The organism is Pandoraea soli, from assembly GCF_902459595.1.
GTDB lineage: Bacteria > Pseudomonadota > Gammaproteobacteria > Burkholderiales > Burkholderiaceae > Pandoraea > Pandoraea cepalis.
This window is the reverse complement of sequence record NZ_CABPSG010000001.1, coordinates 597,593-624,574: the sequence shown is the minus strand read 5'-3', so window position 1 is coordinate 624,574 and position 26,982 is coordinate 597,593. Positions and strand designations below refer to the sequence as shown.

Sequence of the window (26,982 nt, the reverse complement as noted above, 5' to 3'; positions counted from 1 at the left end):
AACCATGTCATTTCTGACTTTGACGGATGTTTCCAAGACGTTTGGCGAGCTGAACGCCGTCTCGAACGTCAACCTCTCGGTGGAGAAGGGCGAGTTCGTCTCGCTGCTGGGGCCCTCGGGCTGCGGCAAGACCACCACCTTGCAGATGATCGCGGGCTTTGTGGAAACCACCACCGGGCACATTACCCTCGATGGGCGCGACATCACGCACATGCGTCCGAACAAGCGCGGCCTGGGCATTGTGTTCCAGAGCTACGCGCTGTTCCCGCATATGACCGTGGCGGATAACGTCGGCTTCGGCCTGGAGATGCGCGGTATCGACAAGGCCGAGCGTCAGGCGCGCATTCGCGAGGCGCTGGCCCTCGTGCGCCTCGATGCGCTCGGTCATCGCTTCCCGCGCGAACTCTCCGGCGGTCAGCGCCAGCGCGTGGCAATCGCGCGCGCGGTCGTGATCGCGCCGCCCGTGCTGCTGCTCGACGAGCCCATGTCGAACCTCGACGCCAAGCTGCGCGAAGACATGCAGTTCGAGTTGCGCGCCATTCAGCGCAAGATCGGCACGACCACGATCATGGTCACGCACGATCAATCCGAAGCGCTGTCGATCAGCGACCGGGTCGTGGTGATGGAGGCCGGGCGCATCACCCAGGTCGACACGCCGTATCGTGCCTACGAGCGTCCGCAAACGCCGTTCGTCTCGAAGTTCATCGGCAAGGCCAACATGCTGGCCGGCCGTGTGGCGGCGCGCGACGACGAGCACCTGCATGTCGAGATAGGCGCGCAACTGACCCAGCGCGCGCGGCTGTCCGACCTCTCGCCACGTGAGCGCGCGATGGCCGTGGGGGACGCAATCACGCTGTGCCTGCGTCCCGAAAAGGTTCGTCTGTGCGCACCCGCCGACGGCCGGATGGCGGCCACGGTAACGAGCCGCTTCTTCCTCGGCAGCCAATGGCTGTACCGCGTGGACAGTCCGCTGGGCGAAGTGCTCGTGTGCTGCCAGAACGAAGGTGGCGAGCCGCTCTCCGAAGGCGCGCCGGTCGGCCTCGACTGGCAGGCCGAGGCCGTGCGCTTCATTACGCCGAACGCGGGAGAGCACGCTCATGGCTGAGACATTGCAAGTGGTCAGCCCCGAGACGGCGCCGGCGACGCGTGCGCCCTGGCATGCGTATCTGCCGATGTGGTTGATGAGCGCCCCGGCCATGCTGCTGTTCGTGGCGCTGGTGCTCATTCCGCTGCTCATGACGCTCGCGCTCACGTTCTATCAGTTCGATCCGTCGAGCGGCCCGATCGCGGCGTTCCAGTTCGGTAACTACGCCGAGGTACTGTCCGACGCGTACTTCCACACGATCTTTCTGCGCACGTTCGGCATCTCGCTCACTGTGACTGCGGTGTGCGCCGTGGTGGGCACGTTCGAAGCCTATGTGCTCTCGCGCATGGGCGACCCGTGGCGTTCGCTCTTCCTGCTGGTGATTCTCTCGCCGCTGCTCGTGTCGATCGTGGTGCGAGCGTTCGGCTGGAGCATGCTGCTTGGCTCGGGCGGCCTGATCAATCAGACGTTCGGCCTGCTGGGCATGGGGCCGTACAAGCTGGAGTACACCCACTTCGCGATCATCGTTGCGCTGGTGCACGTGATGCTGCCGTTCATGGTGATTCCCGTCTGGACGTCGCTGCAACGGCTCGACCCGCAGACCGAGAACGCCGCGCTGTCGCTGATGGCATCACCGGCCACGACGCTGCGCCGCATTGTGCTGCCGCAACTGGTGCCGGGCATTCTGTCGGGCAGTCTGATGGTGTTCGGCCTGTCGGCGAGTGCATTCGCGATTCCGAGCTTGCTGGGCGGACGCCGCCTCAAGGTCGCCGCGACCGCCGTGTACGACCAGTTCCTGAGTTCGCTGAACTGGCCGCTGGGCGCGACCATCGCCGTACTGCTGCTCGTGGCGAACCTGATCGTGATGCTGACGTACTACCGCCTGCTCGATCGCCGCTATTCGCGCAGCATGGGCTAAGGCCAGGACACGGTCTCCCGCAGAACAGAACCCACTCGCCATCATGCGTAAAAACAGCCCCCTGGCGCTCGCGTTCCATACGCTCGTCATCCTCTTCGTCCTCGCGCCGATGATCATCGTCGTGCTGGTCGCGTTCACGCCCGAGCAAACGCTCTCGCTGCCCACGCGCGGCGTGTCGCTGCGCTGGTTCCGCGCGATTCTCGACTACCCCGACTTCATCGCGTCGTTCTTCACGAGCCTGAAGCTGGCGTTCCTGTCGGCAACGCTCTCGCTGGTGATTGCGTTGCCCGCCGCCCTGGCCATCGGCCGCGCGCGCTTTCCGGGACGCAACTTCCTCAACGGTTTGCTGCTGTCGCCGTTGGTGATCCCGGGTCTCGTGCTCGGCATTGCGCTGCTGCGCTTCTTCGCCATGCTGGGCGTGAGCGGCTCGTTCGCGGCGCTGACCTTCGCGCACATGATCGTCGTGACGCCGTTCATCATGCGCCTCGTGCTGGCGTCGATCAGCGGGCTCGATCGCAGTGTCGAGCATGCGGCAGCGTCGCTCGGCGCGGGCGCATGGACGACCTTCCGCCGTGTGACCATGCCGATGATCCTGCCGGGCATTACCGGCGGCTGGCTGCTCGCCTTCATCAACAGCTTCGACGAGCTGACGATGTCGGTCTTCATCACCTCGCCGCAGACGGTCACGCTGCCCGTGCGCATGTATATGTACGCGACCGAGTCGATCGATCCGATGATGGCGTCCGTCTCGGCGCTGGTCATTGCGGTGACGCTGGGCGCGATGCTGCTGCTCGACCGTGTCTACGGCCTGAACCGCATCCTGATCGGTCAGCATTGAACGTGCGCTCCAAGACGAATCTCATGCCTCACTCTTCCCATGCTTCCCGCGCGTCGCAAGAGACCTGCGCGCCGGGGCATCCGCAACTGGCGCGCCTGGCCGAAACGGCGCGCGCGCCCGTCACGTTCTATCTCGACGGCGCCCCGGTGCAGGCGCTCGCGGGCGACACACTGCTCACGGCCATCCTCATGCACCAGCGCCATGTGCGCATCAGTGAATTCGGCGGCGCACCGCGCGCGGGTTTTTGCCTGATCGGCGCATGCCAGGATTGCTGGGTGCGCTGCGAGACGGCGTCTGGCGCCGGTGGCGATGCCCAACTGACGCGTCTGCGCGCCTGCTCGACACCGGTGCAAGCCGGCATGCGGATTCTCACGCGGGCGGCCGATGCCGACGAAGCGCACGGGGGCTCGCATGTTTGAGCACGCTGAGATCGTGATCGTCGGCGCCGGTCCTGCGGGCATTCGCGCTGCGCAGACGCTGGTGGCAGCGGGGCAGCGTCCGGTGGTGCTCGACGAAAACATGCGCTGGGGCGGACAGATCTACCGACAGCCGCCGGTCGGCGCGGGCTTTACACGGACCAAGCAAGCGCTGTATGGCTTCGAAGCGGCCAAGGCCGATGCCATCCACGGCACGATGGCCGCGCTGTTGCCTCAGGTCGACTATCGACCCGAGACCCTCGTGTGGGCTTGTGATCCGGCGCGGCTCCATACGATCCACGACGGCCGGGAAAAACCCGTGCCGTTCACGCATTTGATCATTGCCAGCGGTGCGACCGATCGCGTCTTGCCGCTGCCGGGCTGGACGCTGCCGGGCGTGTACACGCTGGGCGGCGCGCAAGTCGCGCTCAAGGCACAGGGGTGTGCGATTGGCGAGCAGGTGGTGTTCGCGGGCACGGGGCCGTTGCTGTATCTCGTGGCCTACCAGTACGCGAAAGCGGGCGCGAACGTGGCCGCGGTGCTCGACACGAGCGCGTTTGCCGGCCAGGTCAAGGCCACGCCGCAGCTGCTGAATCAGCCGGCTACGCTCGCCAAGGGGCTCTATTACGTGGGATGGCTGCGCGCGCATGGGGTGCGCATCGAGCATGGCGTCACGCTCGACGGCATTGACGGCACCGCCGGGGTGCGCGCGATTCGCTGGCGGCGCGACGGCCGCGAACACACGCTTGCGTGTAGCGCCGTGGGGCTGGGCTTCGGCCTGCGTCCCGAGACGCAACTGGCCGATTTGGCCGGGTGCCGTTTCGTCTTCGACGACCTCAATCGTTGCTGGCTACCTGAGCGCGACGCCGCCGGTCGCAGTTCGCAACCCGGCATCTATGTGGCGGGAGACGGCGCGGGTATCGCCGGCGCCGACGCGGCGGAACTCGCCGGCCGTCGTGCAGCGCTTGCTTTGCTCGAGGATCTCGGCATCGCCGCCCCGGCAATGCCCGACGCGCCCGACGCCGACGCCATCGAGCGCAAGCTCGCGAGCATTGGGCGCTTTCGTGTGGGGATCGAGCAGGCGTTTGCGGCGCCCGACGATCCGTCGGCGCGCTGGCCAGACGACATGATCGTGTGTCGATGCGAGGAAGTCGATGCGCGCTCGCTGCGCGACTGCGTGCGGGAGGCCGGTGTGACCGACATCAATCGGCTCAAGGCGCTCACGCGTGTCGGGATGGGACGCTGCCAGGGCCGCATGTGCGGCGAGGCGGCCTGCCATCTGCTCGCGCGCGAGAGCGGCCAGACGCTGGCACAAGCGGGGCGTCTGCGGGCACAGGCCCCGATCAAACCGATTCCGATCGCGCCGATGTTGTTCGATGAAAACGTTGCGGCCATTCCCGAGGAGGCGCGCGATGAGTGAGACCCTGCATTACGACGTTGTCGTCGCCGGTGGTGGGCTGGTCGGCGCCTCGGCGGCGCGTGCGCTGGCCGAGCGTGGTTTGCGCGTGGCGTTGTTCGAGCGGCGTTATTGCGGGGCGCAGGCCAGCGGCGTGAACTACGGCGGCGTGCGCTGCCAAGGCCGCCCGGAAGAACAACTGCCGCTCGCCATGCGCGCGCGCAAGCTATGGGATCGCCTGCCCGAATTGATCGGGATCGACGGCGAATTCGTGCGCTCTGGGCACTTGCGCCTCGCTCGTCGCGAGAGCGATCTCGAACCGCTCGACGCCTGGTCGGCCATGGCCAGCCGCTACGGTCTCGCCTCGACCGTGTTGCGCGGGGCGGCGTTTCGCGAGCGCTTCCCGTGGCTGGGCGACGGCGCCGTCGGCGGCTCGCTGTGTCTGAGCGACGGCCACGCGAACCCGCGTCTCGTATCGTCCGCGTTTGCGCGCGCCGCCCGTGCGCTCGGCGCGGACGTGCGCGAACGCACGCCGATCACTTCGGTGGCGCACGATGGCGTGCGCTTTCAACTCACCGCCGAGCCCGCCGAAGGCGAGCCGTTGCACGTGAGCGCCGACTGGCTGCTCAATACCTCCGGCGCGTGGGCGAATCACATCGCGGGCATGTTCGGCGAGCGGGTGCCGATGCATGCCATCTATCCGAACATGTGGGTCACCGAACCGCTGCCGAAGTTCATCGGCCATAACCTCGGCGTGTACGGCGGCGGTGTGTATGCGCGGCAAGTCGAGCGCGGCAACTGTGTGATCGGCGGCGGACGCGGCACCGGCGACGGCGAATACGCGCAGCCGTCGGCCGATACCACGCGCGCCGTGATGCGCGAGGCCTGCGCGTTGCTGCCGGCGCTGCGCCACGCGTTGCTCATTCGCACCTGGAGCGGCGTGGAGGGCGAGACGCCCGACAACAATCCGATCATCGGCATGAGTCGCACCACGCCGCGTCTGGTGCATGCCTTCGGCTTCTCCGGGGGCGGCTTTCTGCTGGCGCCCGGCGTAGGCGAAGTACTGGCGGATCTGGTCACGCACGGCGAGACGGCGACACCGATCGAGGCGTTTGCCGTCGACCGATTCGCGCCCGTCACGGCCGACGCGTGATCGCCAAATGAATCCTGTACGTCCCGAGTTCGTCACAACACTACCTTCCTCACACCCAGGAAACACAAGGAGAACCACGATGAAGCTATCCCGAAAGGTCGTTATGTGCGCTGCGGCGCTGGCATTGGGCGCGAGCAGCGCGGCCTGGTCGCAGTCCAAAACGCTGTACGTCGGCATGAATGGCGGCTCGATGGAAAAGGCCTACACGACGCAGATCTTCCCCGAGTTCGAAAAGGCCAACAATGTGAAGGTCGTGGTGGTGCCGGGAACGTCGTCCGACGTGCTGGCCAAGCTGCTCGCGAATCGAAACAGCCCGCAGATGCACGTGGTGTTCCTGGATGATGGCGTGATGGCCCGCGCGATCAGCATGGGCGTGTGCCAGAAGCTCGACGATTCGCCCGCGCTCAAGGAACTGTATCCGTTCGCGCGCGTGAAGGACGACATGGCCGCTGGCGTGCAACTGGGCATGACCGGTATCGGCTACAACACCAAGATCTTCAAGGAAAAGGGCTGGGCCGCACCGACGTCGTGGAGCGATTTCGCCGATCCCAAGTACAAGGGCAAGGTTGTGTTCCAGTCGGCGTCGAGCAGCACGTTCGGCTTGCATGGTTTCCTGGCGCTGAACCGCATCTGGGGCGGTAGCGAGACCAACGTCGAGCCGGGCTTCAGCAAGTGGGCGACTACCGTGGGCCCGAATGTCGTCGAGTACATTCCGAACTCGGCCAAGCTCTCGGAAATGATCCAGACCGGCGAGGCGGCGATCTTCCCGCTGACGCCGACGGCTGTGAGCGAGTTGCAAGACAAAGGCATTCCGGTGGCGTACGTGGCCCCGAAGGAAGGCGCCGTGCAGTTGCTGGTCGACCTGTGTGTCGTGAAGAACAGCCCGGATAACGCCATGGCGCAGAAGCTCGCGCAGTTCCTGCTCTCGGCCAAGGGGCAGACCCTTGCCGCCGCGGCGGGCGCGTATATCCCGACCAATCCGCATGCCACCATGCCGCCGGCGATGCAGAAGCGTCTGGGCAAGATCGACGAACTGGTGAAGAACATCACGACCGTGGATTGGGACGCCATCAACCAGCGTCGCGCCCAGTGGGATCAGCGCTGGAACCGTCAGATCGAGCAGTAATCTCGATGTCATGACCCTGGCGCATGTCCAGCATGCGCCGGGAAGACGGAAAACGCCGGGCCGCTCATGAAGAACACCCGAAGGTTGGATGGATGTCCGACTTTTGGGGGAGTTCATCAGGGCGCCCGGCGTTTTTTTTGCTCTGGAGCCAGATGGGTTACATCGCGTCCGACTTGGCAGCGAGTTCGGCGAAGGCGCCGACAAGGTCGGCGTGGTCGGCGGGGATCATCAGGGCCTGCAGCGCGTGCGCGGGCCGGTCGAGCATCAGGTAGCCCAGGCTCCACGTCGGAAACGCGCCGGGCACGTGCGGCGTGCCATCGAGCAACACCTGGATGTCACGATGGTGGCGCGATGTCTCGATGCGCTGGCGTGCATCGGCAAGCGGTTCGCTCGGTCCTTCGATGTATTGATAGAACATCGTGCCATCGTAGAGCAGCACGCCGGTGATGCCGTAGGTGGCGTTGAACCCGCGTGAGTTGACGATGATCTTGGCGAGCTCCCGCAGATCGAGATCGGGCAAGGCTCGGCTCAAGTACGCGTAACACTCGATCATGCTTCGTTGTCTCCGTCATACAGGCTGGGCGTCGGCGCGCGATATTGGCGTGGACGCTGCGTCAGCGCGCATTAGAATACCGCATGTGCGAAGCCTGAGACTCACGCGTCATGCCGATCAAATTTCTACGTGGATTCACCCAGCCGGTGCGCACCGATGCCGCGAACCGGCGTCTGGGCTGCTCGCTGGCTTTCGTGGCGGGGGGCGCCAACGCGGGCGGTTTTCTTGCCGTCGGTCAGTACACGTCGCACATGTCGGGCATTGTTGCCTCGCTCTCCGACAATCTGGCGCTCGGGCAGCTCGTGCTCGTATTGGCCGGATTCAGCGCCTTGCTGGCGTTCCTGCTCGGTGCCGCAACCTCGTCCATCCTCATTCATTGGGGGCGGCGCCATCAGACGCACAGCGAATATGCGGTACCGCTCATGCTCGAAGCGTTGCTCCTGCTGGCGTTCGGCGTGATGGGGGCCAATCTTGAAAACCGGCGGCTGTTATACGTGCCGGGCACCGTCGGATTGCTGTGTTACGTGATGGGGCTGCAGAATGCCATCATCACCAAGATCTCCCGGGCCGAGATTCGCACGACGCACGTTACCGGTCTGGTCACGGACATCGGCATCGAACTGGGCAAAATGAGCTACTGGAATCGGCCCGGGGTGGCGCGCCATCTGCCGCGCGTAGCGGGGGATCGTCAGAAGCTGCGTTTGCTGTGCGCGTTGCTGGGCATGTTCTTCCTGGGCGGGTTGGCCGGGGCGCTGGGATTCAAGCACCTCGGCTTCGTCGCGACGGTTCCGCTTGCAGGGATACTGATCGTGCTGGCCATCGTGCCGCTGCTCGACGATCTCGCACGAAGCCCCCACTGATCTCTGCGCCGACGAACCCTGACGCTGGTCAGCGCTCAGTCGGCCATGGCGGGAATGGCCCCGTCCTGGAAGAGCACGCGCGGTGCATCCATCGTGCCGTCTTCTTCGTCGACCAGCACTTCGTAGGCGGCAATGCCCGCGAAGCCGGACGCCATCGATTGCGCGATGCGCACGGCGCCGAATTCGGTGCTCGCCTGGCGCAACTCGCCGGGCTGCAAGACGCCGTCCTTGTTCTTGCGATAGGGCACGACGATGAACTTGATGGATTTGGCGTCGCTCATGGTGTCACTCACGATGAAATGGCATGATCGGGAATGTAGCACGAGTACTGTATAAAAATACAGTGTATTTTTGAAGTCATTCCAGGGCCCTTAGCCCTTGGGGCCCGTGCATGCCTCGACGGGCTGTCCTCTGCCCCGTCAGGTCCGGCGGGGCGGCCGAGTCCAAACAACATCCCGTAATGTCTACATAACTAGTAAATGGTCGTATCTTCGCGTGCGTCTTGATAGCCTGCGGGTCGAATCGCGAGTTGCGACCAAATGATGACAAGCATTGAGAGCGTTGAATGAATGCAGGCAATCTGATTTCGGCAAACCGGCTGCAGGACGGCCTGGTCGTTTGGCTGGACAAGCAACATAACTGGGTCGATGACCTGGCGCAGGCACACGTGTTCGACGCGCAGGAACTCGAGCCGGCGCAAGCGGCTGCGAAAAGCGCGCTGGCCGCCAATCTGATCGTCGATCCCATGCCGCGTCCGGCCCAACTGAGCGACGCCGGCCCGGTGCCGGAAGATTTTCGCGAGCAACTGCGCTCGCGTGGGCCATCGGTACGCGAAGATTTGGGCAAGCAGGCCGAGCAGGGCGGTGAGCCGGCGGCGCTGGCGCATGCGCCGGCATTGACCGTTGCCCCGGAGCACGCCGGCATCTATCGCTACGACCCGTCGGAGCGCGAGTTCCTCAAGGACCGCGCCAACGAGTTCGGCCAGAAGGTGGCACGACGTCTGTCCGGCGAACTCAGCGAAGACGATTTCAAGGTCTATCGCCTGATGAACGGCCTGTACCTGCAACTGCATGGCTACATGTTGCGCGTTGCCATTCCGTACGGAACGCTGAGCGGCATTCAGATGCGTCAGCTCGCCTATGTGGCGACGCGTTACGACAAGGGCTACGGCCATTTCACCACGCGCCAGAACCTTCAGTTCAACTGGCCGACGCTGTCGGACTCGCCCGAGATCCTGTCGGCGTTGGCCGACGTGGACCTGCACGCGATCCAGACGAGCGGCAACTGCATCCGCAACGTGACCACCGACCAGTTCGCCGGTGCCGCGAAGGATGAAGTCATCGACCCGCGCGTGTATGCCGAGATCTTGCGTCAATGGTCGACCGACCATCCCGAATTCACCTACCTGCCGCGCAAGTTCAAGATCGCGATCACGGGTGGCCAGGCTGACCGTGCCGCCGTGCGCTTTCACGACATCGGCATTCTGGCGCGCACCAACGAGCGTGGCGAAGTGGGGTTCCAGATTTACGCGGGCGGCGGACTGGGACGCACCCCGATCGTCGGCACGCTCGTGCGCGAGTGGCTGCCCGAAGCGGATCTACTGCGTTTCGTCGAGGCGATTCTGCGCGTGTACAACGCACTGGGTCGACGCGACAACATCTACAAGGCGCGCATCAAGATCCTCATCAAGGAAATGCAGCCCGCGAAGTTCATCGAGATGATCGAGGAAGAGTTCGCGCGCATTGCGCTCACGCATCGGCCGTTGGGCGATGCCGTGGTCGAGGGGATTCGCGAGCGTTTCATCGTGCCCGAGTTCGAAACGCTGCCGAGCGAGTCGACGGCGTTTGCGCAATCGTACGAGCGCGATATCGCATTCCGTCACTGGGTCGATACCTGCACGCACGAGCACAAGGTGCCCGGCTATATCAGTGCGGTCGTCTCGCTCAAGCCGGCCGGCGGTATTCCGGGTGACGCCAGTGCGCAGGAGATGCTGGTGCTGGCCGATCTGGCCGAGCAATATTCGTTCAACGAATTGCGTGTGACGCACGAGCAGAACCTGGTGCTGCCGCACGTCAAGCGTGACGAACTGCACGCGCTGTGGTCGCGCCTGAAGGCGGCCGGTCTGGCGACGGCCAACATCGGGCTGATTTCGGACGCGATCGCTTGCCCGGGGCTGGATTATTGCGCGCTTGCCAATGCGCGCTCGGTGCCGGTGGCGCAACGCATTGCGCTGCGATTCTCCGAGGCGCAGCAACGCGATATCGGGCCGGTGACGCTCAATGTGTCCGGCTGCATCAACGCCTGCGCGCATCACCACGTCGCGCACATCGGCATTCTCGGTGTCGACAAGGCGGGCAAGGAAAACTATCAGATCACGCTGGGCGGCTCGGCCGACGAAAACGCGGCCGTCGGCAAGATTCTTGGCCCGGGAGTCAGCTATGAGGACGTGCCGCAGGTGATCGAGAACATTCTCGGACGATATCTCTCGCTGCGAAACGAGGGCGAGCGCTTCATCGATACGCTCGGACGCGTTGGGGCAGAAGAATTCAAGGGAGCTTTGCATGTTGATTGATCGAAACGGACTGCCGGCGGCAGACGTCTGGACTTATCACGGCGCCGACGCGTCGGTCACGGCGGCGCAGCCGGGCAACAAGGACGTGTTGCCGCTCGACACCTGGCTTGCCGCGAACGAGAAGGGCGTGGCGCCGGCCGGTCTGCGCGTGCAGGGGCACGACGATGCGGCACGTATTGCGCCGCTGTTGCCGCAACTCGACCTGATCGTGATCGAATTCCCGAAGACGCGCGACGGGCGGGGGTTTACGCTGGCGAAACTCTTGCGTGACAAGTGGCAATTCGAAGGGGCGATTCGCGCGGCGGGTCCGTTGCTGCCGGATCAACTGGCGATGTTGTGGGCGTGCGGCTTCGATAGCCTGCTCTCGCCGTCGGACGTGCCCACGGCACGCTGGCATGAGGCCGCTCAGGCGGCAGTGGGTCGCGCCTCGCGTCCCCGCACGCTGCTCGAGCGTCTGTCGGCCTGAAGGCCACTCTCTGAAGTTCCTGCGGCCGGCACCGTCCGGCCGCGGTCCTTGATAGCGGACGTGCGCCGCCATCGAACACCTAAAAATTCTTCCCTGAGTAGGACTCCTACAAGACACACCGAGTCAGATATCGAGCGTCGTCGACTGTCCGGGTGCGTTACACCATCCTCGGGGCCCAAACGACAAAACCCGCACAGTCAATGACTGTGCGGGTTTTAATCTGGTCGGGGCGAGAGGATTTGAACCTCCGACCACCTGCACCCCATGCAGGTACGCTACCAGGCTGCGCTACGCCCCGTGAGAAATGCGTCGTCTAGATGCATTGCTCGAAAGAAGGCGAGTATAGCAGAGCTTCGCGCGGGAAAGAAAGAGGGCGTGCGTGTCGAACGCACATATTTTTGCATCCGGCGCGCGCAGCGCGACGTCTACCGTTGGCGAAACCCCATGATGGTTATCCCGAATGTTGCATTCGGGGGGCCTCACGATAATGGAATTCTGCCTAATCCTGCCCTTCGAGGCTCGGAGACAAGCGATGCCGCAAATCCTGGGATTCGAGGCCGCGCGCGACCTGCTGCTTGCCCAGCGGGTCCACTACGACGTGGCGTACCGTGATTTCCGTTGGCCCGTCCTCTCGCATTTCAACTGGGCGCTGGATTTCTTCGACCCGCAAGCCCAGGGCAACGACCGTCCGGCCCTCTGGGTCGTCGAAGAAGACGGACGCGAGGCACGGCTATCATTCGCCGAAATGGCCTCGCGATCCAATCGCGTCGCCAATTTCCTGCGAGCGCAAGGCGTGTCGCGCGGTGACCGCGTGTTGCTCATGCTACCCAATCAGGTCGAACTCTGGGACCTCATGCTCGCTTGCATGAAGCTCGGCGCCGTCATGATTCCCGCGACCACCTTGCTCGCCGCCGGCGACCTTGCCGACCGGCTCGAACGGGGCCGTGTGCGCCACGTCGTCACCACCGCACGCGATGCCGTCAAGTTCGCCGCCTTGCCCGGCGACTATCGGCGCATCGCCATCGGCGACAACCCGCCCGAAGGATGGACGCCCCTCGGGCCCGCCTATCAAGCCTCAGACCGCTTCACCCCCGACGGTGCCACACTCGCGACCGATCCATTGCTGCTCTACTTCACGTCCGGGACCACGTCGCGCCCGAAGCTCGTGCTGCACACGCACCAGAGCTATCCGGTCGGCCATCTCGCCACGATGTATTGGCTTGGCCTGCAACCCGGCGATATCCACTGGAACATCAGCTCGCCAGGCTGGGCGAAACACGCGTGGAGCTGCTTTTTCGCGCCGTGGAACGCGGGCGCCACCATCTTCGTCTACAACTTCTCGCGCTTCGACGCGCGTGCCGCGCTGGAGACGGCCACGCGTTGCGGCGTCACGACGTTGTGCGCGCCCCCCACCGTCTGGCGCATGATGATCCAGGAAGATCTCACGCGCCATGCAGTGAAATTCCGTGAACTGATCGGTGCGGGCGAGCCGCTCAATCCCGAAGTGATCGACCAGGTCAAACGCGCCTGGCACATCACGATTCGCGATGGCTATGGTCAGACCGAAACCTGCTGCCAGATCGGCAACTCGCCCGGGCAGCCCGTCAAGGCGGGGTCGATGGGGCGCCCCATGCCGGGCTATCGCGTCGTACTGCTCGATCACGACGGCGCCGAAGCCGACGAAGGCGAAATCGCGCTCGTGTTGTCGTCACGCCCGACGGGCTTGATGCAGGGGTACGAGGACGACAGCGAGAAGACCGCCGACGCCATGCGCGAGGGCTACTACCATACGGGCGACGTGGCGATGCGCGACGAGCATGGCTACTTCACGTACATCGGTCGTGCGGATGACGTCTTCAAGGCGTCCGACTATCGCATCAGCCCGTTCGAGTTGGAAAGCGAGCTCATCAAGCACCCGGCCGTCGCCGAAGCCGGCGTGGTGCCGAGTCCCGATCCGGTGCGGCTCGCCGTACCGAAGGCCTTCATCACCCTGCGCGCCGGTTTTCACGCCGACGAACAGCTCGCCCTCGACATCCTGCGCTTCTGCCGCGATCACCTCGCCCCCTACAAACGTATCCGACGCATCGAGTTCTGCGATCTGCCGAAGACCATCTCCGGCAAGATTCGCCGCGTCGAGTTGCGGCGCACGGAAGCGGGGCGCACTCTGGAAAGCCGCCGCGACATGGAGTTCTGGGACGTCGATTTCAGCGACCTCAAGTAATGCCGTAATGCCGCGTGGCTTTGGCCTGCACGACCCCGCGAAGGCCACGCCGACCACTGCGCTCAGCGCAGGTGCTGAATCACCAGTTCGGCACCGAGCATGGCGAGGCCCACGAAGAAGCACCGGCGGAAGACGGGCGCACTGACACGCCCCCGCACCCACTGCCCGAAGTACATCCCGCCCAGCGCGGGGGCCAACGCCAGCAGTGACACGCCAATCGCATGGCCGTGGAAGATGCCGTCGCGCGCCAACCCGGCGGCAAGCGCCACGGTCGACACGGTGAACGACAGGCCGAGCGCCTGCACGAGATCGTCGCGCTCGAGATCAAGCGCCTGGAGGAACGGCACCGCGGGAATGACGAACACCCCGGTCGCCGCCGTGACCAGTCCGGTCACCACGCCAATGCCGCCGCCGAGAGCGCTCACGCGCGCGGCGGACCAACGCTTCGGCACATGCAGCCGCACCGCCGCCAGCCCCAATGCCGCATAAACGAGAAGCGCGATGCCCAGCGCCATGCCCGCAACGTTGCCGCCGTTGGCCAGCCATCCGCCACCGGCCCATGTGCCGACGCAGATGCCGGCGAGCATCGGCCACAGACGCCTGGCCAGCGCGGCAAAGCGCGGCCCCGCCAGCAATTGCCAGACATTGGTCACGAGCGACGGCACGATGAGGAGCGCCGCGGCCTGCGCCGTCGGCATCGCCAATCCGAGCAGCCCCACGGCCACCGTGGGCAGGCCCAGCCCGATCACGCCTTTGACGAAGCCCGCGAGCACAAAGGTGGCAAGCCCCAGGAAGAGCAGAGGGACGAGGTCGGCGAGGTGTTGAGTATTCATCATGGCGTCAGTATCGATGTGCCATGCTGGAACGCCAATGCGGCATTCGCGCAGGCGGGCTCAGGCAGGCGCTGAGGCTGCCGTGTCAGGCCGAGGTGGCGTCCGGCGCGCTTTGGCGTTTTCAGTTATGCTCAGGCCAAATTCACGCCGTGCCAAAGCACCGCGCCAGTCCAGAGGGATGGAAGTTGGAAAAACAGAATCGTCAACACGAACACACCGAACGCACCGGGCCGCATGCCGCTCACGGGCCGCTTGACCGGCGTCTGGCGCTCATCATGCAGCCCGATCACCTCGCGCTGCTCGGCGAAGGTCTGTCGGGCATCGAACGGGAAACCCTGCGCGTCGAAGGCAACGGCGCGCTCGCGCTGACGCCGCATCCGCACGCGCTCGGTTCGGCACTGACCAACGAAGAGATCACCACCGACTATTCGGAATCGCTGCTCGAATTCATCACGCCGCCGCAGCGCGATGCGGCCGACGTCATCGCCCGCCTGGACGAAATTCATCAGTTCGCCTACCGCAAGCTCGGCACGGAACTGCTATGGAGCGATTCGATGCCGCCCGCGCTGCCGCCGGAAGCGGTGATTCCGATTGCCGACTACGGCACGTCGAACATCGGCAAGCTCAAGCATGTCTATCGCCGCGGCCTCGCGCTGCGCTATGGCAAGCCGATGCAGTGCATCGCAGGCATCCACTACAATTTTTCGCTGGCCGAACCGTTGTGGGCACTGCTGCGCGAGCAGGAAGGCGCGACGCAGTCCGCACGCGATTATCAGTCGGCGCGCTATGTCGCGCTCATTCGCAATTTCCGCCGCTATAGTTGGCTGCTCATGTATCTCTTCGGCGCGTCGCCGGTGCTGCACGCCGAATTCCTGCGTGGACGCGAGCACGGCCTCGATGCCTTCGACGACGGCACGCTCGGTCTGCCCTACGCGACCAGCTTGCGCATGAGCGACCTGGGCTACCAGAACAGCGCGCAGTCCGAAGTCTCGCCTTGTTACGACTGCCTGCCCAGCTATATCGATGCCCTCACGCAAGCCGTCAGTCAGCCGCATCCTGCCTACGAGGCACTCGGCACGCAGCGCGATGGCGAATGGATTCAGCTCTCGACCAATCTCCTGCAAATCGAGAACGAGTTTTACGCCACGATCCGACCCAAGCGGGTGACGTATAGCGGCGAGCGCCCGGTGCAGGCCCTCGCGCGTCGCGGCGTGCAATACGTGGAAGTCCGTTGTATCGACATTGATCCCTTCCAGCCGGTCGGCATCGACGTCGACACGGCCCGCTTCATCGACGCCTTCCTGCTGTTCTGTGCGTTCGACGACAGCCCGTCGTGTTCGGACGCCGAGAACCGCGAGAATCGCGACAACTTCGCTCACGTGGTCAAGGAAGGCCGGAAGCCGGGGCTCGTGTTGCATCGCGGTGGCGAAGCGATCACGCTGTTCGATTGGGCCGAGACATTGCTCGATCGCATCGACCGGACGGCGGCCGCATTCGACCTGCAGCGTGGCGGAGCGCACTACGCGCATACGATGGCGCTGCAACGTGCCAAGGTGCAGGACGTGTCGCTCACGCCGTCCGCCCGTGTGATGGCCGCGCTCGAACCACTGCGGGGCACGACCGGGGGCGCGTTCCAGGCGTTCGCGCTCGCGCAGAGCCAGCGTCATGCACAGACGCTGCGCGACATGCCGCTCGATGCGCGCGTTGTCGAGCACTTCGAAACGTTGGCTCGGAAGTCACTCGACGCCCAAGCCGAACTGGAACGCACGCAGGTCGGCGACTTCGATGCATTCGTTGCCGATTACCTGGCAGGCACGCTAGGGCCGGCCACCGCCTGACGCAGAGCCCGCCCCAACACGAAAAAGCGCCTCATGCGAGGCGCTTTTTTCATGGACGACGCGAATGGCGCGAGCGGTGCCTGTTAGCCCAATACGCCTAACTGCCACGTAAAGAAGATGGCCAGCCCGGCGCCGATGGTGAGCAACTGGTGACGCGTCGCGGCGCAGACGGCGATGGCCACGAGGGCGGCGATGAGTTGCGGATTGCGCCACGTCAGCTCGAGACCGTTACCATGCGGCGCCAGCGTCATCGGCACGATGATTGCCGTGAGCACCGTCACCGGGACGAACGACAACGCCTCACGCAGCCACTCGGGAAATCGCACGCGGTCGCCCAGCAGAAAGATCCCCGCCTTGACGGCAAACGTGACCGCCGCCATGCCGCCAATCGCCAGTACATAATTCATTGCACACCCCCGCGACGCTTCGCGTGCAGCGCCACCATGCCCGACGCAATGCCGAGCGCCACGGCCACGAGCAAGCCGAGCTTGTACGGCAAACCATGACACAGGTACGCGGCCACCCCGGCGACGATCGTCGCGATGGCCCACGGCATGCGGGCCATTTGCGGCACGATGATCGCGATGAACGTGGCGACCATCGCGAAGTCGAGCCCCAGCGTTTGCAGACGCGGAAACGCTGCGCCGAACAGCAACCCGGCCAGCGTCCACACCTGCCAATTCATGTACATCGACAGGCCTGAGCCCAGGAAGTACCAGTGGCCCATCGGATCGTCGGGATGGCGATGGAAATGGCTGCTGGTCACCGCGAACGTCTCGTCCGTCAGCAGGAATCCCAGCAGGGCACGCCACCGCAAGTTCAGCTGCCCCACATGCGGCAACAGGTTGGCCGCGTACAGCATGTGTCGCAGATTCACGATCAACGTCGTTGCCCACAGCACGAGATAGCCCACGCCCGTGGCAAAAAGGCCGGCGGCGATGAACTGGCTGGATCCGGCGAAAACGGTGAGCGACATGAGCTGACCGTGCCACGTCGCCAGCGGCGTGGTCGCCACCAGGGCGCCGAAGATCAGGCCGAACGGGGCCGCACCGACGATCATCGGCAGGGTGTCACGGGCACCTGCGGCAAAACTAGCCGCACGGGTCGGAGCCAGCATGGAGGCGCTTTCCTGAAGGTAAAGAGTTGAAGACGGAAACGGGGAAGGCGTGAGCATAGCCGCTATGCCGGGCTGCACGCTTGTACGTTCTTGCGCTCTGGGCAGGAAGGCGGCTCGGCGGTGAAAAACGGCCACCCGTTGGGTGGCCGTGCATTGTGGCGGTGCTGGCTCGCGTCAGCCGCTTGCGCGGGCCGACGTCGAGCCAAGCGTCACGGGTGCTTGAACATGTCGAGAATGCGCGCTTTCTCGCGGGCGTCGACACCGCCCGGCGACGGGGGCTGACCCTCGGCGGGCGGCGGGGCGGCAGGCGAGGGCGAATTGCTCCCGAAGAACGGCAACGAGAATCCGCTGCTGCTGTCGTCGATCCCGATGCTCGCGACAAACCCGTTGCCCGGCATTTTGCTGGACTCATACAGCTCGCCGTTCACGACGCTGACCCCGTCAGGCATCGCCATTTGTTGCTCAGGCACGCCGTTGAGCGCCACGCCCATGTACTTGGTCCACACCGGCAACGCCAGTTGCGCGCCGAATTCGCGGCTACCGAGCGTCTTGGGTTGGTCAAAGCCGAGCCATGCCACGGCAACGAGCGAATGCTGGTAGCCGGCGAACCAGCCGTCGAGGGCATCGTTGGTCGTGCCGGTCTTGCCGGCCAGATCGGTGCGCTTGAGCACGTTCGTGCCCGCGCCGGTGCCGCGTTGCGCCACCGATTGCAGCAGGCTGTTCATGATGTAAGCGTTCGGGGCGGAAATCGCGCGGGCGGCGTTCACCCCGGCGACCACCGGCGTGGCCTTGTTGAGCAAGTTGCCGCGCGCGTCGCGAATCTCGCTGATCAGGTACGGGGCGACGCGATACCCGCCGTTCGCGAACACCGCGTAGGCGCCAGCCAGTTGCAGCGGCGTGGTCTGCCCGGCGCCCAGCGCCATCGGCAGATACGGCGGCACCTTGTCGGCGTCGAAGCCGAAGCGCGTGGCGTAATCCTGGGTGTACTGCGTGCCGGCAAACTGCAGCAGACGAATCGCCACGAGGTTCTTCGAGCGCTGCAGCCCTTCGCGCACGGTCATCGGGCCGCTGAAAGCGTCGTCGTCATGCGGATCCCACGCCTGCCCGCCGGTCTGCGCGGGCGGCAGGTTGAGCGGGCCGTCCATTACCATCGTCGCCGGGCTCACGCCTTTCTCGATGGCTGCCGAGTACACCACCGGCTTGAACGTCGAGCCCGGCTGACGCCATGCCTGCGTTGCCCGGTTGAACTTGCTCTGATTGAAGTCGAAGCCGCCGACCAGCGCGCGGATGGCGCCGTCGTCCGGCGAGAGCGAGACGAGCGAGCCTTGCACTTCCGGCAACTGCGTGATGCGCCACTTGCCGCGTGCATCTTTCATCACACGGATGATCGCGCCCGGACGGATGCGGATCTTTTCGCTGGCCCTCGCCGAGAGCGCCGACGCGGCAAAGCCGATGCCGTCGCCGTTGACGACCACGGTGTCGCCCGAGAGCGGCACGGCCGTGACCTGAGACGTACTGGCGGCCACCACCACGGCTGCAACCAGATCGCCGTTGTCGGGATGTTCGAGCAGTGTGTCTTCGATCGCCTGCTGACGATCGGGCATCGCGGCGGGCAGTTCCACGAAGCCCTCGGGGCCCCGATACGCATGACGGCGCTCGTAGTCGAGCACGCCCATGCGCACGGCTTCGTACGCGGCCTGCTGCTTCTTCGAGTCGAGCGTAGTGATGACGGTCAGGCCGCGGGTGTAGGTGTCTTCCTTGTATTCGTCGTACACGGCCTGACGCACCATTTCGGCGACATACTCGGCATGCACGTTGTACTCGTTGCCGGACGTGCGCGTGCGGATCGACTCGTGCAGGGCGTCTTCGTACTGACTGCGCGAAATGTAGCCCAGATCGAGCATGCGCTTGAGAATGTATTCCTGACGAATCTTCGCGCGTTTCGGATTGACGATCGGGTTGTAGGCCGAAGGCGCCTTGGGCAGGCCGGCCAACATGGCGGCCTCGCCGAGCGTGATGTCCTTCAGATCCTTGCCGAAATAGATGCGTGCAGCGCTCGCGAAGCCGTAGGCGCGTTGACCCAGATAGATCTGGTTCATATACAGCTCGAGAATCTTGTCCTTGGACAACGCCGACTCGATCTTGTACGCCAGCAGCATTTCGTAGATCTTGCGCGTGGCCGTCTTCTCGCGCGAGAGGAAGAAGTTGCGCGCGACCTGCATCGTGATCGTACTGGCGCCCTGCGCGGCACCGCCGTGCAGTACGTCTGAAACACCGGCACGCAGAATGCCGATGAAGTCGACGCCGCCGTGATCGTAGAACCGATAGTCCTCGATCGCGAGCACGGCCTTCTTCATGACGTCCGGAATCTGATCGATGGTGACCAGGCTGCGGCGCTCTTCGCCGAATTCGCCGATCAGCACGTTATCGGACGTATAGACCCGCAGCGGTACCTTCGGCCGGTAATCGGTGATGACGTCGAGCGGCGGCAGGTTCGGGCGCATGACGATCAACGCATAGCCGACGAGCAGCGCGCCCACGAGCGCCAAGCCTACCAACGTGGTAAAGATGGCGGCGAGGGTGCCGAAACCGCGTTGACGACCTGGGGCGAGCTGCGAGGCGGAGAGTGCAGACGGCGCCTGGGGCGTGACGACGGGGGACTTGGAAGGCGCCGAATGAGACGGCGCACGAGGCGGCAAACAATGCTTCAAGGACATACCCAACGAAAATTGCAGGATGGGAACAGGCCAGCCGGCCTAGCGCTGCGTGGATCCCCGCCGCGCGGCGAAATCGGAGCAGTATGCCACGCCCGGCGCGAACACGCGCGTTTCGGGCGCTCACCCACTCGCCAACGACACCACGGTGCGCTTCGGCGATCCTGTGCGGGTCCGGCGCACCCAGCGCACCGCTCACCCGCCAGGCCGCACCATACCACGCTAACCGAGGACCCGCCCGAGGTGTGACATCGGGCGGGCGATACAACGTCAACCCAACCGTTTGAGAAAGACCGTCATTTCCTTTTCCGCCTGACGGTCGCCGTGCGCCTGTGCGGCGGCGATCCCACGCGTCCACGCGTCGCGGGCGCCCTCGAGATCGCCCGCGCCGTGTCGCGCTTTCCCCAACAGCTTCCACGCGGCCGTGTAGGCCGGATCGAACGCCACGCAGTGCGTCAGGTGATCGGCCGCGACCGGGAAGTTCTGTGCATCCAGATAGGCCTTGCCGAGCCCGAAACGCAACAGCGCGTTGTCTTTGCCGGCCGCCAAAAGCTTTTCGAGTCCCTCGATCATAATTCGAATATATCGGATGAATATATAAAAAGTGTCATAAGATCATGCCCGGTTCCCACGTCATCGGCTTGGCGCGCAAAAGGCTCGGCAAAAGGCTCGTATACCCGCAGGACGCTCAAGTCGGGGGCTCGCCACGCCGATGACATAAATAATACCGGCCCGACAGAGGCCGTACAGGGACCCGAACCCACGACACAAGACGGAGACGACAGTATGTTGCGTAGCTTTTCCATCAAGGCGCGCCTCGGCATCACGATGGCGCTGTTGGCGGCGTTACTGATTCTGTTGGGCGCGCTCGGCATTGCGGGCATGACGCGCACGGGCAACGCGCTTCGCGAGACGTACGCCAATCACCTCGCCGCCACGGTGGCGCTCGGCAAAGACAACGCCACGCTTGCGCGCACCCGCGCCATTCTCGATCGCGTGGTGCTGCATCCGGAATCGCCGGATGGCGACAAGATTGCCAAACGCGCACGCGGCATGATCAAGGATGCGAATGCGGCATGGGCCGCCTATCAGGCGTTGCCGCGCGGCCCCGAGGAACAGCGGATGGCCGACGAGGTCGCCGCCCGACGCGCCACGTTCTTCGAGCAGGGCATGAATCCGATGCTCACCGCCATCGACGCGCGCGATCGCACGGCCATGGACGAGATCACGATGAACGTGCTGCCCAAGCGTTACGCCGAGCTTACGAAGGCCAGCGACGCGCTGGCCGCGTATAAGCTGAAGCTCGGGCACGACACATACGACGCGTCGATGGCGGAGCTGGAGGCATTCCGCTGGCTGAGCATCGGCGCAACGGCGCTGGGCGTGCTCATGGCCATCGCCTGCTACTTCTCGCTGCGCGGCGCGATCATGCGGCCGCTTGGCGACGCGCTGGCGCACTTCGAGCACATTTCGGCGGGGCAACTCGACAATCCGGTGCACGCGCGGGGCAAGGACGAAATGTCGATGCTCATGCGCGGTCTCGAGGCGATGCAGTCGCGTCTCGCGGACACGATTCGCGGCGTGCGCCGCAGTTGCGATGCGATGGCGACCGCCACGGCGGAAATCTCGGCGGGCAATACCGATCTGTCGGCGCGCACCGAAGAGCAGGCCGCCTCGCTGGAGGAGACGGCCTCGTCGATGGAGCAACTGACGGCCACGGTCAAGCAGAACGCCGACAACGCGCGTCAGGCGAGCCAACTGGCGGTCAATGCGTCGGATATCGCATCGCGCGGCGGTCAGGTGGTGGCGCGGGTGGTGGACACGATGCAGGGCATCTCGACGAGTTCGTCGCAGGTCGTGGACATCATCGGCGTGATCGACGGGATTGCGTTCCAGACCAATATTCTCGCGCTCAACGCTGCCGTGGAAGCGGCCCGCGCCGGCGAGCAGGGCCGCGGTTTCGCCGTGGTGGCGGGCGAAGTGCGCACGCTGGCACAGCGCAGTGCCACGGCCGCGCGCGAGATCAAGGCACTCATCGAGACGTCGGCGCAGAAGGTGGCCGACGGCTCGACGCTGGTGGCCGAAGCCGGGCGCACGATGAACGATATCCTGCAAGCGGTGCAGCGCGTGACGGACATCATGGGGGAGATCTCGGCGGCGTCCGACGAGCAGAGCAGCGGCATCGAGCAGGTGAATCGGGCGGTCACGCAAATGGATGCCGTCACGCAGCAGAATGCCGCGCTGGTGGAGCAAGCGGCGGCGGCGGCCGCGTCGCTGGAGGATCAGACGCAAGCGCTTCGCGAGGAAATGGCGCGCTTCCGATTGGGCGACGAAAGTCAGGCGAGCGGCGCGGCAAGACGTCCGGCCTTGCATGCCGTGGAGACATCCCCGCTTTCCCTGGTGGCTTGAGCGGCGTGGCCGGTCACCGTCAATCAGCGCGATAGGGGCGTGGCGTGGGCATGGAATGGGTGTGTTCGTGGCGGCAGTGGGCCGAACCGGGTAACATTGCCCATCTTTTGCTCAGTTGAGGGTGGCGAAGTATGAAGCGAGTGGCGCTGATGGCAGCGGTGGCCGTGCTGGCCGGGGGAATGGCAGGGTGTGGCCCGGTCAACCAGATGAGCGTGCCTGATCCGGCCGCGGGACGACTGCTCGATCAAGGGACCGGGGCCGATCGCTTCATGGTGCTCAACTGCATTTATCACGGCTGGAGCGAGCTGTCGCCGAACGTCGAATCGACGTCGTACGCCCGTCAGGGGGCCGACCGTGTGCGTGTCTATCGCGGTCAGGGCGCCGACGGCAAAGCCGTCTACAACCCGTACGTCGACGTCATGCAAGGCGGCTTCGGTGCGCGTTTGCAATACTTCGAAATTCCCGGCAGCCACCTGCCCCGCGACTACGAGAAGACGGTCAGGCGCTGCATGGTGCCGTATTCGGGCAGCAGCGACTGACGTTCGGCCGCTTGACGACGATCGCTCGAGCGCGATCATGAAAAACGCCACGGGAGACCGTGGCGTTTTCGTTGGTGCCGGCGACGAGGCCGGCGAGTGCCTGCAACGGGGCCGCGATGACGGCGCTTAGCCGTGGAAGTCCTCGCGCGCTTCGACGACGGCCTTGACCACACCCCGACGCACCAGGAAATCACCGAATTTCTCACCGGCATCACGCGTCTGCGCGTATTGCGCGAAGAGCGGCGTGAGTTCGGCCACGATCTGGTCTTCGTTGAGCGACTCCTTGTACAGCTTGTTCAAACGCTGGCCGTGGAAGCCCGCGCCGAGGTACAGGTTGTACTTGCCGGCCGATTTGCCGACCAGGCCGATCTCGGCGATGTATGGACGGGCGCAGCCGTTTGGGCAGCCCGTGGTGCGAATGGTGATCGGTTCGCCCGCGAGTCCCGCTTCGTCGAGCACCTTCTCAAGTCGAGTGACCAGGCCGGGAAGGGCGCGTTCGCTCTCGGCCAGCGCGAGACCACACGTCGGGAAGCCGACGCAGGCCATCGAGTGGATGCGCAGCGCACTTTGATGCTTGCCGTCGAGCAGGCCGTATTCCTTCACGAGGGCGTCGATCTGCGGCTTGTCGGCGTCGCTCACGCACCCAATGATCAGGTTCTGGTTGCCCGTGATGCGGTAATCGCCCTGATGGACCTTCGCGATTTCGCGCAGCCCGGTCATCAGACGGTAGTCGTCCCAATCCTTCACGCGACCGTTCTGGATGAAGAGCGTGAGATGCCAAAGATCGTCCGCGCCCTTGAGCCAGCCATACTGATCGCCGTTGGTCGTGAACGCGAACGCGCGCTCGGGCGCCAGATCCCAACCGAGATATCGGTTGAGGGTTTCCTTGAACCACGCCACGCCACGGTCGTCGAGGGTGTATTTCAGACGCGCATGCTTGCGATTGCCGCGGTCGCCGAAGTCGCGTTGCACGAGCAGCACCTTCTCGGCGACGTCGACGATGCGATCGGCCGGCGTATAGCCGATGACGGTCGCCGTGCGCGGGTACGTCGCGGCGTCGCCGTGGGTCATGCCCATGCCGCCACCGACCGTCACGTTGAAGCCTTCGAGCTTGCCGTCGTCGCCCACGATGGCGATAAAGCCCAGGTCGTTGGCGTAGAGATCGACGTCGTTGTTCGGCGGAATCGCGATGGCGATCTTGAACTTGCGCGGCAGATAGTGCTTGCCGTAGATCGGCTCGTGATCCTCCTGGCCCGCGCCCAGACGTTTGTCGCCCAACCAGATTTCGCGATACGCCGTGGTCTGCGGCAACAGGTGCCGATCGATCTTCAGGCACCAGTCGAGCGCCTCGGCGTGGGCGGGCGAATGGTGCGGATTGTTCGAGACGAGCGTGTTGCGGTTGACGTCGCCGCACGCGGCAATGCTCGTCATCGCGACTTCGTCGATGCCCTTGATGAGGGGGCGCAACTGGTGCTTGAGCACGTTGTGATACTGCACCGTCTGCCGCGTGGTCAGGCGGATCGTGTTGCCGCCGTACTTCTGGGCGAGATCGTCGAGCTTGAGCCATTGCTCGGGCGTGCACACGCCGCCCGGCATGCGCAGCCGGATCATGAACTGGTAGGCCGGTTCGAGTTTCTGCTTCTGCCGTTCGCCGCGCAGGTCACGGTCGTCTTGCATGTAGGAGCCGTGGAACTTCAGCAGTTGGGCGTCCTTCTCGAAGATCGCGCCAGTGAGCGGGTCGGCCAGACCTTCGGCAATCGTGCCGCGCAGATAGTGGCTGGCGTCCTTGATCTTCTCGACTTCGGAGCGCGGCGCCGTCGAGGCGTCGCCGGCTTGCGTGGGTTGCGTCATGTGAGCGGCTCTATCGGTCAGCGCGGGGTGCCGCGCGGGTCTTGTCGGGGTGGACGGCGAAACGCGTTCAGAATTCGCGGCAATCGCGATCAGTACACATCGCGCTGGTAACGCTTTTCGCGTTGCAGCGTCTTCACGTACTCGGCGGCGGCGTCCGGCGTCAGCCCGCCGTGTTCAGTCACGATGTCGATGAGCGCGGTGTTCACATCGCGCGCCATTGCGTCGGCATCGCCGCATACGTACAGGTGCGCACCTTCCTGCAACCACGCATACAGTTCCTTGCCTTGTTCGCGCATGCGGTGCTGTACGTAGACCTTGTCTTCTGTGTCGCGGGAGAACGCGAGGTCGATCTTCGTGAGCGCGCCGTCCTTCACATAGCGTTGCCATTCTCGCTGATAAAGGAAGTCGGTGCGGAAATTCCGGTCGCCGAAGAAGAGCCAGTTCTTGCCCGGTGCGTCGAGCGCCTGACGTTCCTCGACGAACGCCCGGAACGGGGCGATGCCGGTGCCCGGTCCGATCATGATGACGGGTGCGTGGCTATCCTGCGGCAGCTTGAAGTTACGGTTGGGTTCGATATAGACCGGCACCGTCTGTCCTTCGCGGGCGGTGTCGGCGAGGTAAGTCGATGCAACGCCGCGACGCGCGCGGCCGTGACTGTCGTAGCGGACCGCGCCCACGGTGATGTGCACCGCGCCCGGATTGGCCGCCAGACTCGACGCAATCGAGTACAGACGCGGCTGGAGCGTGCGCAGCGTGCCGACGAACTCGGCCGCCTTCACCTTGCGGGCCGGGAACTGGCGCACGACGTCGATCACGTCGCGGCCATGGAGATAGTCTCGCAGTGCCGTTTCGTTGCCGGCACCAAGCAGCGCCTTGAGTTCGCTGGATTCCGCCAGCGCCGCGTATTTTTCAAGGAATGCGCGTGAGAGCGTTGTGATGTCGTACGCGCGCAGGAAGGCGTCTCGCAAAGACAGCGTGCTGTCCTGCGTCGTCGTGGTGGCCTGCGGGTCGAGGGCCAGCGTGTCGATCAGCGTGTCGACGAGCGCCGCGTCGTTCTGTGCGACCACGCCCAACGCGTCGCCCGGCTCGTACGTGAGGCCCGAGCCTTCCAGCGAGAGTTCGACGTGATGGACTTCCTTGGACGAGCCGCGTCCGGAGAGCGTGACGTTCTCGATGACGGTGGCGTCGAACGGGTGCTTGCGGCCGTATGGGCTCGATGCCGCAGTCGGTGCGATGCTGCTCGCGAGCGCGGCGAGGTTGAAACCTTCCGTCACGCCGGCGCTCTTGCCCGCGGCGGCGGGGGCCGCCACCCGCGACAGCGCTTCGACGGCCTCTTCGATCCAGCGCTCGGCCGGCGCGTCGTAATCGACGTCGCTGTCGACACGGGGGACGAGCCGTTGCGCACCCAGCGCAGCCAGCCGTGCGTCGAAGTCCTTGCCGGCCTGACAGAACTTCTCATAACTCGAATCGCCCAGGCCGAGGACCGCGAAGCGGGTGCCTTCGAGTTGGGGCGCTTTCGCACCGTGCAGGAAATCGTAGAAGTCGCGCGCGTCGTCAGGCGGCTCGCCTTCGCCTTGTGTCGAGACGGCAACGAGCAAGAGCTTGTCGTTCTTCAGGCGCGAGGCCTTGTAATCGCCCATCGCGAACAGGTCGACCTTGAAGCCCGCGGCAACAGCGCGCGCCTTGGCGTGCTCGGCGACTTCCTGGGCGTGACCCGTTTGCGACCCATACAGAATCGTCAACGGCGGCGCGGCAGGCCCGGCCGTTGCCGCGATCGGCGCCGGCGCACCCGCGTGTCGCACCGAGTGATTGATGCCCGCGAGAAACCCTCGCACCCAGGCGAGTTGCTCGCCGGAAAGGCCGTCGACCAGTTGGCTGAGCATCTGGGCTTGCTGAGCGGAAAGCGGTGTCGTCTCTTGCATGTCGTTCATGACTCCAGGGGCCGGACCTGGACGGACACTCTGGCGGGGCATACCCGTCGAGCCCCCCAGACGGACCGGCAAGGGGATACTCAACACGATATCGGCCGGCTCTTAGAAATTAAAATAATAAAATTTAATTTTCATATATCTAATTG

At 64.7% G+C, this 26,982-nt stretch carries 23 protein-coding genes and 1 tRNA gene; 14 read left to right on the top strand and 10 right to left on the bottom strand.

Going from position 1 to position 26,982, the window contains the following annotated elements; translation table 11 throughout:
• Positions 1 to 4 precede the first annotated feature (4 nt).
• The 7 genes from PSO31014_RS02580 to PSO31014_RS02550 all read left to right on the top strand — a co-directional run bounded on the left by PSO31014_RS02580 (position 5) and on the right by PSO31014_RS02550 (position 6,932).
• On the top strand, positions 5 to 1,105 hold the full coding sequence (locus PSO31014_RS02580; RefSeq protein WP_150550168.1) for an ABC transporter ATP-binding protein: 1,101 nt from the start codon (positions 5 to 7) through the stop codon (positions 1,103 to 1,105).
• The gene (locus tag PSO31014_RS02575; protein WP_150550167.1) at positions 1,098 to 2,003 is read left to right on the top strand and encodes an ABC transporter permease; all 906 of its coding nucleotides are present in this window, start codon (positions 1,098 to 1,100) and stop codon (positions 2,001 to 2,003) included. Before PSO31014_RS02580 ends, PSO31014_RS02575 begins: the two co-directional genes overlap by 8 nt.
• Before the next feature lie 43 nt (positions 2,004 to 2,046).
• On the top strand, positions 2,047 to 2,841 hold the full coding sequence (locus tag PSO31014_RS02570) for an ABC transporter permease (protein ID WP_150550166.1): 795 nt from the start codon (positions 2,047 to 2,049) through the stop codon (positions 2,839 to 2,841).
• A 23-nt stretch (positions 2,842 to 2,864) separates the two neighbouring features.
• The gene (locus tag PSO31014_RS02565; RefSeq protein ID WP_150550165.1) at positions 2,865 to 3,260 is read left to right on the top strand and encodes a (2Fe-2S)-binding protein; all 396 of its coding nucleotides are present in this window, start codon (positions 2,865 to 2,867) and stop codon (positions 3,258 to 3,260) included.
• Complete coding sequence (locus tag PSO31014_RS02560) at positions 3,253 to 4,677, top strand: FAD/NAD(P)-dependent oxidoreductase (protein WP_150550164.1); 1,425 nt, start codon at positions 3,253 to 3,255, stop codon at positions 4,675 to 4,677. Before PSO31014_RS02565 ends, PSO31014_RS02560 begins: the two co-directional genes overlap by 8 nt.
• Positions 4,670 to 5,806: an NAD(P)/FAD-dependent oxidoreductase gene (locus PSO31014_RS02555; protein ID WP_150550163.1), complete on the top strand. Its 1,137-nt coding sequence runs from the start codon at positions 4,670 to 4,672 to the stop codon at positions 5,804 to 5,806. The genes PSO31014_RS02560 and PSO31014_RS02555 overlap by 8 nt, the downstream gene beginning before the upstream one ends.
• A 79-nt stretch (positions 5,807 to 5,885) precedes the next feature.
• Positions 5,886 to 6,932 carry an ABC transporter substrate-binding protein gene (locus PSO31014_RS02550; RefSeq protein WP_150550162.1) on the top strand — a complete coding sequence of 349 codons (1,047 nt, stop codon included), beginning with the start codon at positions 5,886 to 5,888 and terminating at the stop codon, positions 6,930 to 6,932.
• A gap of 157 nt (positions 6,933 to 7,089) precedes the next feature.
• Here the strand turns inward: PSO31014_RS02550 and PSO31014_RS02545 are convergent, their stop codons facing one another.
• A complete protein-coding gene (locus tag PSO31014_RS02545; protein ID WP_150550161.1) occupies positions 7,090 to 7,485 on the bottom strand; it encodes a BLUF domain-containing protein in 396 nt (131 codons plus the stop codon).
• A 110-nt stretch (positions 7,486 to 7,595) separates the two neighbouring features.
• Between PSO31014_RS02545 and PSO31014_RS02540 the strand changes: the two genes are divergently transcribed.
• On the top strand, positions 7,596 to 8,345 hold the full coding sequence (locus tag PSO31014_RS02540; RefSeq protein WP_150550160.1) for a YoaK family protein: 750 nt from the start codon (positions 7,596 to 7,598) through the stop codon (positions 8,343 to 8,345).
• Between the two features lie 35 nt (positions 8,346 to 8,380).
• On the opposite strand, the gene PSO31014_RS02535 is transcribed toward PSO31014_RS02540, so the two are convergent.
• Positions 8,381 to 8,626 carry a hypothetical protein gene (locus PSO31014_RS02535; RefSeq protein ID WP_017233355.1) on the bottom strand — a complete coding sequence of 82 codons (246 nt, stop codon included), beginning with the start codon at positions 8,624 to 8,626 and terminating at the stop codon, positions 8,381 to 8,383.
• 284 nt (positions 8,627 to 8,910) lie between these two features.
• Here PSO31014_RS02535 and PSO31014_RS02530 point away from each other — a divergent pair, with 284 nt between their 5' ends.
• The gene (locus PSO31014_RS02530) at positions 8,911 to 10,917 is read left to right on the top strand and encodes a DUF2849 domain-containing protein (protein ID WP_150550159.1); all 2,007 of its coding nucleotides are present in this window, start codon (positions 8,911 to 8,913) and stop codon (positions 10,915 to 10,917) included.
• The gene (locus PSO31014_RS02525) at positions 10,907 to 11,383 is read left to right on the top strand and encodes a DUF934 domain-containing protein (RefSeq protein WP_150550158.1); all 477 of its coding nucleotides are present in this window, start codon (positions 10,907 to 10,909) and stop codon (positions 11,381 to 11,383) included. Before PSO31014_RS02530 ends, PSO31014_RS02525 begins: the two co-directional genes overlap by 11 nt.
• A 221-nt stretch (positions 11,384 to 11,604) precedes the next feature.
• Here PSO31014_RS02525 and PSO31014_RS02520 read toward each other — a convergent pair.
• Positions 11,605 to 11,681, bottom strand: a tRNA-Pro gene (locus PSO31014_RS02520).
• Between the two features lie 234 nt (positions 11,682 to 11,915).
• Between PSO31014_RS02520 and PSO31014_RS02515 the strand changes: the two genes are divergently transcribed.
• Positions 11,916 to 13,604 carry an AMP-binding protein gene (locus PSO31014_RS02515; protein WP_150550157.1) on the top strand — a complete coding sequence of 563 codons (1,689 nt, stop codon included), beginning with the start codon at positions 11,916 to 11,918 and terminating at the stop codon, positions 13,602 to 13,604.
• A 62-nt stretch (positions 13,605 to 13,666) separates the two neighbouring features.
• On the opposite strand, the gene PSO31014_RS02510 is transcribed toward PSO31014_RS02515, so the two are convergent.
• The gene (locus PSO31014_RS02510) at positions 13,667 to 14,440 is read right to left on the bottom strand and encodes a sulfite exporter TauE/SafE family protein (RefSeq protein WP_150550156.1); all 774 of its coding nucleotides are present in this window, start codon (positions 14,438 to 14,440) and stop codon (positions 13,667 to 13,669) included.
• Positions 14,441 to 14,700: 260 nt separating this feature from the next.
• Between PSO31014_RS02510 and gshA the strand changes: the two genes are divergently transcribed.
• Positions 14,701 to 16,275, top strand: coding sequence for a glutamate--cysteine ligase (gshA, locus tag PSO31014_RS02505; protein WP_281349034.1), 1,575 nt, complete (start codon positions 14,701 to 14,703; stop codon positions 16,273 to 16,275).
• Between the two features lie 83 nt (positions 16,276 to 16,358).
• Here gshA and PSO31014_RS02500 read toward each other — a convergent pair whose 3' ends face one another.
• The 4 genes from PSO31014_RS02500 to PSO31014_RS02485 form a co-directional block, all read right to left on the bottom strand.
• Complete coding sequence (locus tag PSO31014_RS02500; RefSeq protein WP_150550154.1) at positions 16,359 to 16,682, bottom strand: AzlD domain-containing protein; 324 nt, start codon at positions 16,680 to 16,682, stop codon at positions 16,359 to 16,361.
• Entirely contained in the window at positions 16,679 to 17,392 is a 714-nt protein-coding gene (locus PSO31014_RS02495; protein ID WP_150550153.1) for an AzlC family ABC transporter permease, read from the bottom strand. Before PSO31014_RS02495 ends, PSO31014_RS02500 begins: the two co-directional genes overlap by 4 nt.
• Before the next feature lie 209 nt (positions 17,393 to 17,601).
• Complete coding sequence (locus PSO31014_RS02490) at positions 17,602 to 20,109, bottom strand: penicillin-binding protein 1A (RefSeq protein WP_425494834.1); 2,508 nt, start codon at positions 20,107 to 20,109, stop codon at positions 17,602 to 17,604.
• Positions 20,110 to 20,376: 267 nt separating this feature from the next.
• Complete coding sequence (locus tag PSO31014_RS02485) at positions 20,377 to 20,679, bottom strand: hypothetical protein (protein ID WP_150550152.1); 303 nt, start codon at positions 20,677 to 20,679, stop codon at positions 20,377 to 20,379.
• Between the two features lie 213 nt (positions 20,680 to 20,892).
• Between PSO31014_RS02485 and PSO31014_RS02480 the strand changes: the two genes are divergently transcribed.
• Complete coding sequence (locus PSO31014_RS02480) at positions 20,893 to 22,515, top strand: methyl-accepting chemotaxis protein (RefSeq protein ID WP_150550151.1); 1,623 nt, start codon at positions 20,893 to 20,895, stop codon at positions 22,513 to 22,515.
• Between the two features lie 131 nt (positions 22,516 to 22,646).
• Positions 22,647 to 23,054 (top strand): hypothetical protein, encoded by a 408-nt coding sequence (locus tag PSO31014_RS02475; RefSeq protein WP_150550150.1) that lies wholly within the window; start codon positions 22,647 to 22,649, stop codon positions 23,052 to 23,054.
• Positions 23,055 to 23,180: 126 nt separating this feature from the next.
• On the opposite strand, the gene PSO31014_RS02470 is transcribed toward PSO31014_RS02475, so the two are convergent.
• Together PSO31014_RS02470 and PSO31014_RS02465 are read right to left on the bottom strand one after the other, a co-directional pair.
• Entirely contained in the window at positions 23,181 to 24,905 is a 1,725-nt protein-coding gene (locus PSO31014_RS02470) for an NADPH-dependent assimilatory sulfite reductase hemoprotein subunit (RefSeq protein ID WP_150550149.1), read from the bottom strand.
• 89 nt (positions 24,906 to 24,994) lie between these two features.
• Positions 24,995 to 26,836 (bottom strand): assimilatory sulfite reductase (NADPH) flavoprotein subunit, encoded by a 1,842-nt coding sequence (locus tag PSO31014_RS02465; RefSeq protein WP_150550148.1) that lies wholly within the window; start codon positions 26,834 to 26,836, stop codon positions 24,995 to 24,997.
• Positions 26,837 to 26,982: the final 146 nt, after the last annotated feature.

Excerpts from the sequence above, each read along its gene's own strand:
- PSO31014_RS02580 (WP_150550168.1), top strand. The coding sequence starts at position 5 with ATGTCATTTCTGACTTTGACGGATGTTTCCAAGACGTTTGGCGAGCTG.
- PSO31014_RS02575 (WP_150550167.1), top strand. The coding sequence starts at position 1,098 with ATGGCTGAGACATTGCAAGTGGTCAGCCCCGAGACGGCGCCGGCGACG.
- PSO31014_RS02570 (WP_150550166.1), top strand. The coding sequence starts at position 2,047 with ATGCGTAAAAACAGCCCCCTGGCGCTCGCGTTCCATACGCTCGTCATC.
- PSO31014_RS02565 (WP_150550165.1), top strand. The coding sequence starts at position 2,865 with ATGCCTCACTCTTCCCATGCTTCCCGCGCGTCGCAAGAGACCTGCGCG.
- PSO31014_RS02560 (WP_150550164.1), top strand. The coding sequence starts at position 3,253 with ATGTTTGAGCACGCTGAGATCGTGATCGTCGGCGCCGGTCCTGCGGGC.
- PSO31014_RS02555 (WP_150550163.1), top strand. The coding sequence starts at position 4,670 with ATGAGTGAGACCCTGCATTACGACGTTGTCGTCGCCGGTGGTGGGCTG.
- PSO31014_RS02550 (WP_150550162.1), top strand. The coding sequence starts at position 5,886 with ATGAAGCTATCCCGAAAGGTCGTTATGTGCGCTGCGGCGCTGGCATTG.
- PSO31014_RS02545 (WP_150550161.1), bottom strand. The coding sequence starts at position 7,485 with ATGATCGAGTGTTACGCGTACTTGAGCCGAGCCTTGCCCGATCTCGAT.
- PSO31014_RS02540 (WP_150550160.1), top strand. The coding sequence starts at position 7,596 with ATGCCGATCAAATTTCTACGTGGATTCACCCAGCCGGTGCGCACCGAT.
- PSO31014_RS02535 (WP_017233355.1), bottom strand. The coding sequence starts at position 8,626 with ATGAGCGACGCCAAATCCATCAAGTTCATCGTCGTGCCCTATCGCAAG.
- PSO31014_RS02530 (WP_150550159.1), top strand. The coding sequence starts at position 8,911 with ATGAATGCAGGCAATCTGATTTCGGCAAACCGGCTGCAGGACGGCCTG.
- PSO31014_RS02525 (WP_150550158.1), top strand. The coding sequence starts at position 10,907 with ATGTTGATTGATCGAAACGGACTGCCGGCGGCAGACGTCTGGACTTAT.
- PSO31014_RS02515 (WP_150550157.1), top strand. The coding sequence starts at position 11,916 with ATGCCGCAAATCCTGGGATTCGAGGCCGCGCGCGACCTGCTGCTTGCC.
- PSO31014_RS02510 (WP_150550156.1), bottom strand. The coding sequence starts at position 14,440 with ATGATGAATACTCAACACCTCGCCGACCTCGTCCCTCTGCTCTTCCTG.
- PSO31014_RS02500 (WP_150550154.1), bottom strand. The coding sequence starts at position 16,682 with ATGAATTATGTACTGGCGATTGGCGGCATGGCGGCGGTCACGTTTGCC.
- PSO31014_RS02495 (WP_150550153.1), bottom strand. The coding sequence starts at position 17,392 with ATGCTGGCTCCGACCCGTGCGGCTAGTTTTGCCGCAGGTGCCCGTGAC.
- PSO31014_RS02490 (WP_425494834.1), bottom strand. The coding sequence starts at position 20,109 with ATGTCCTTGAAGCATTGTTTGCCGCCTCGTGCGCCGTCTCATTCGGCG.
- PSO31014_RS02485 (WP_150550152.1), bottom strand. The coding sequence starts at position 20,679 with ATGATCGAGGGACTCGAAAAGCTTTTGGCGGCCGGCAAAGACAACGCG.
- PSO31014_RS02480 (WP_150550151.1), top strand. The coding sequence starts at position 20,893 with ATGTTGCGTAGCTTTTCCATCAAGGCGCGCCTCGGCATCACGATGGCG.
- PSO31014_RS02475 (WP_150550150.1), top strand. The coding sequence starts at position 22,647 with ATGAAGCGAGTGGCGCTGATGGCAGCGGTGGCCGTGCTGGCCGGGGGA.
- PSO31014_RS02470 (WP_150550149.1), bottom strand. The coding sequence starts at position 24,905 with ATGACGCAACCCACGCAAGCCGGCGACGCCTCGACGGCGCCGCGCTCC.
- PSO31014_RS02465 (WP_150550148.1), bottom strand. The coding sequence starts at position 26,836 with ATGAACGACATGCAAGAGACGACACCGCTTTCCGCTCAGCAAGCCCAG.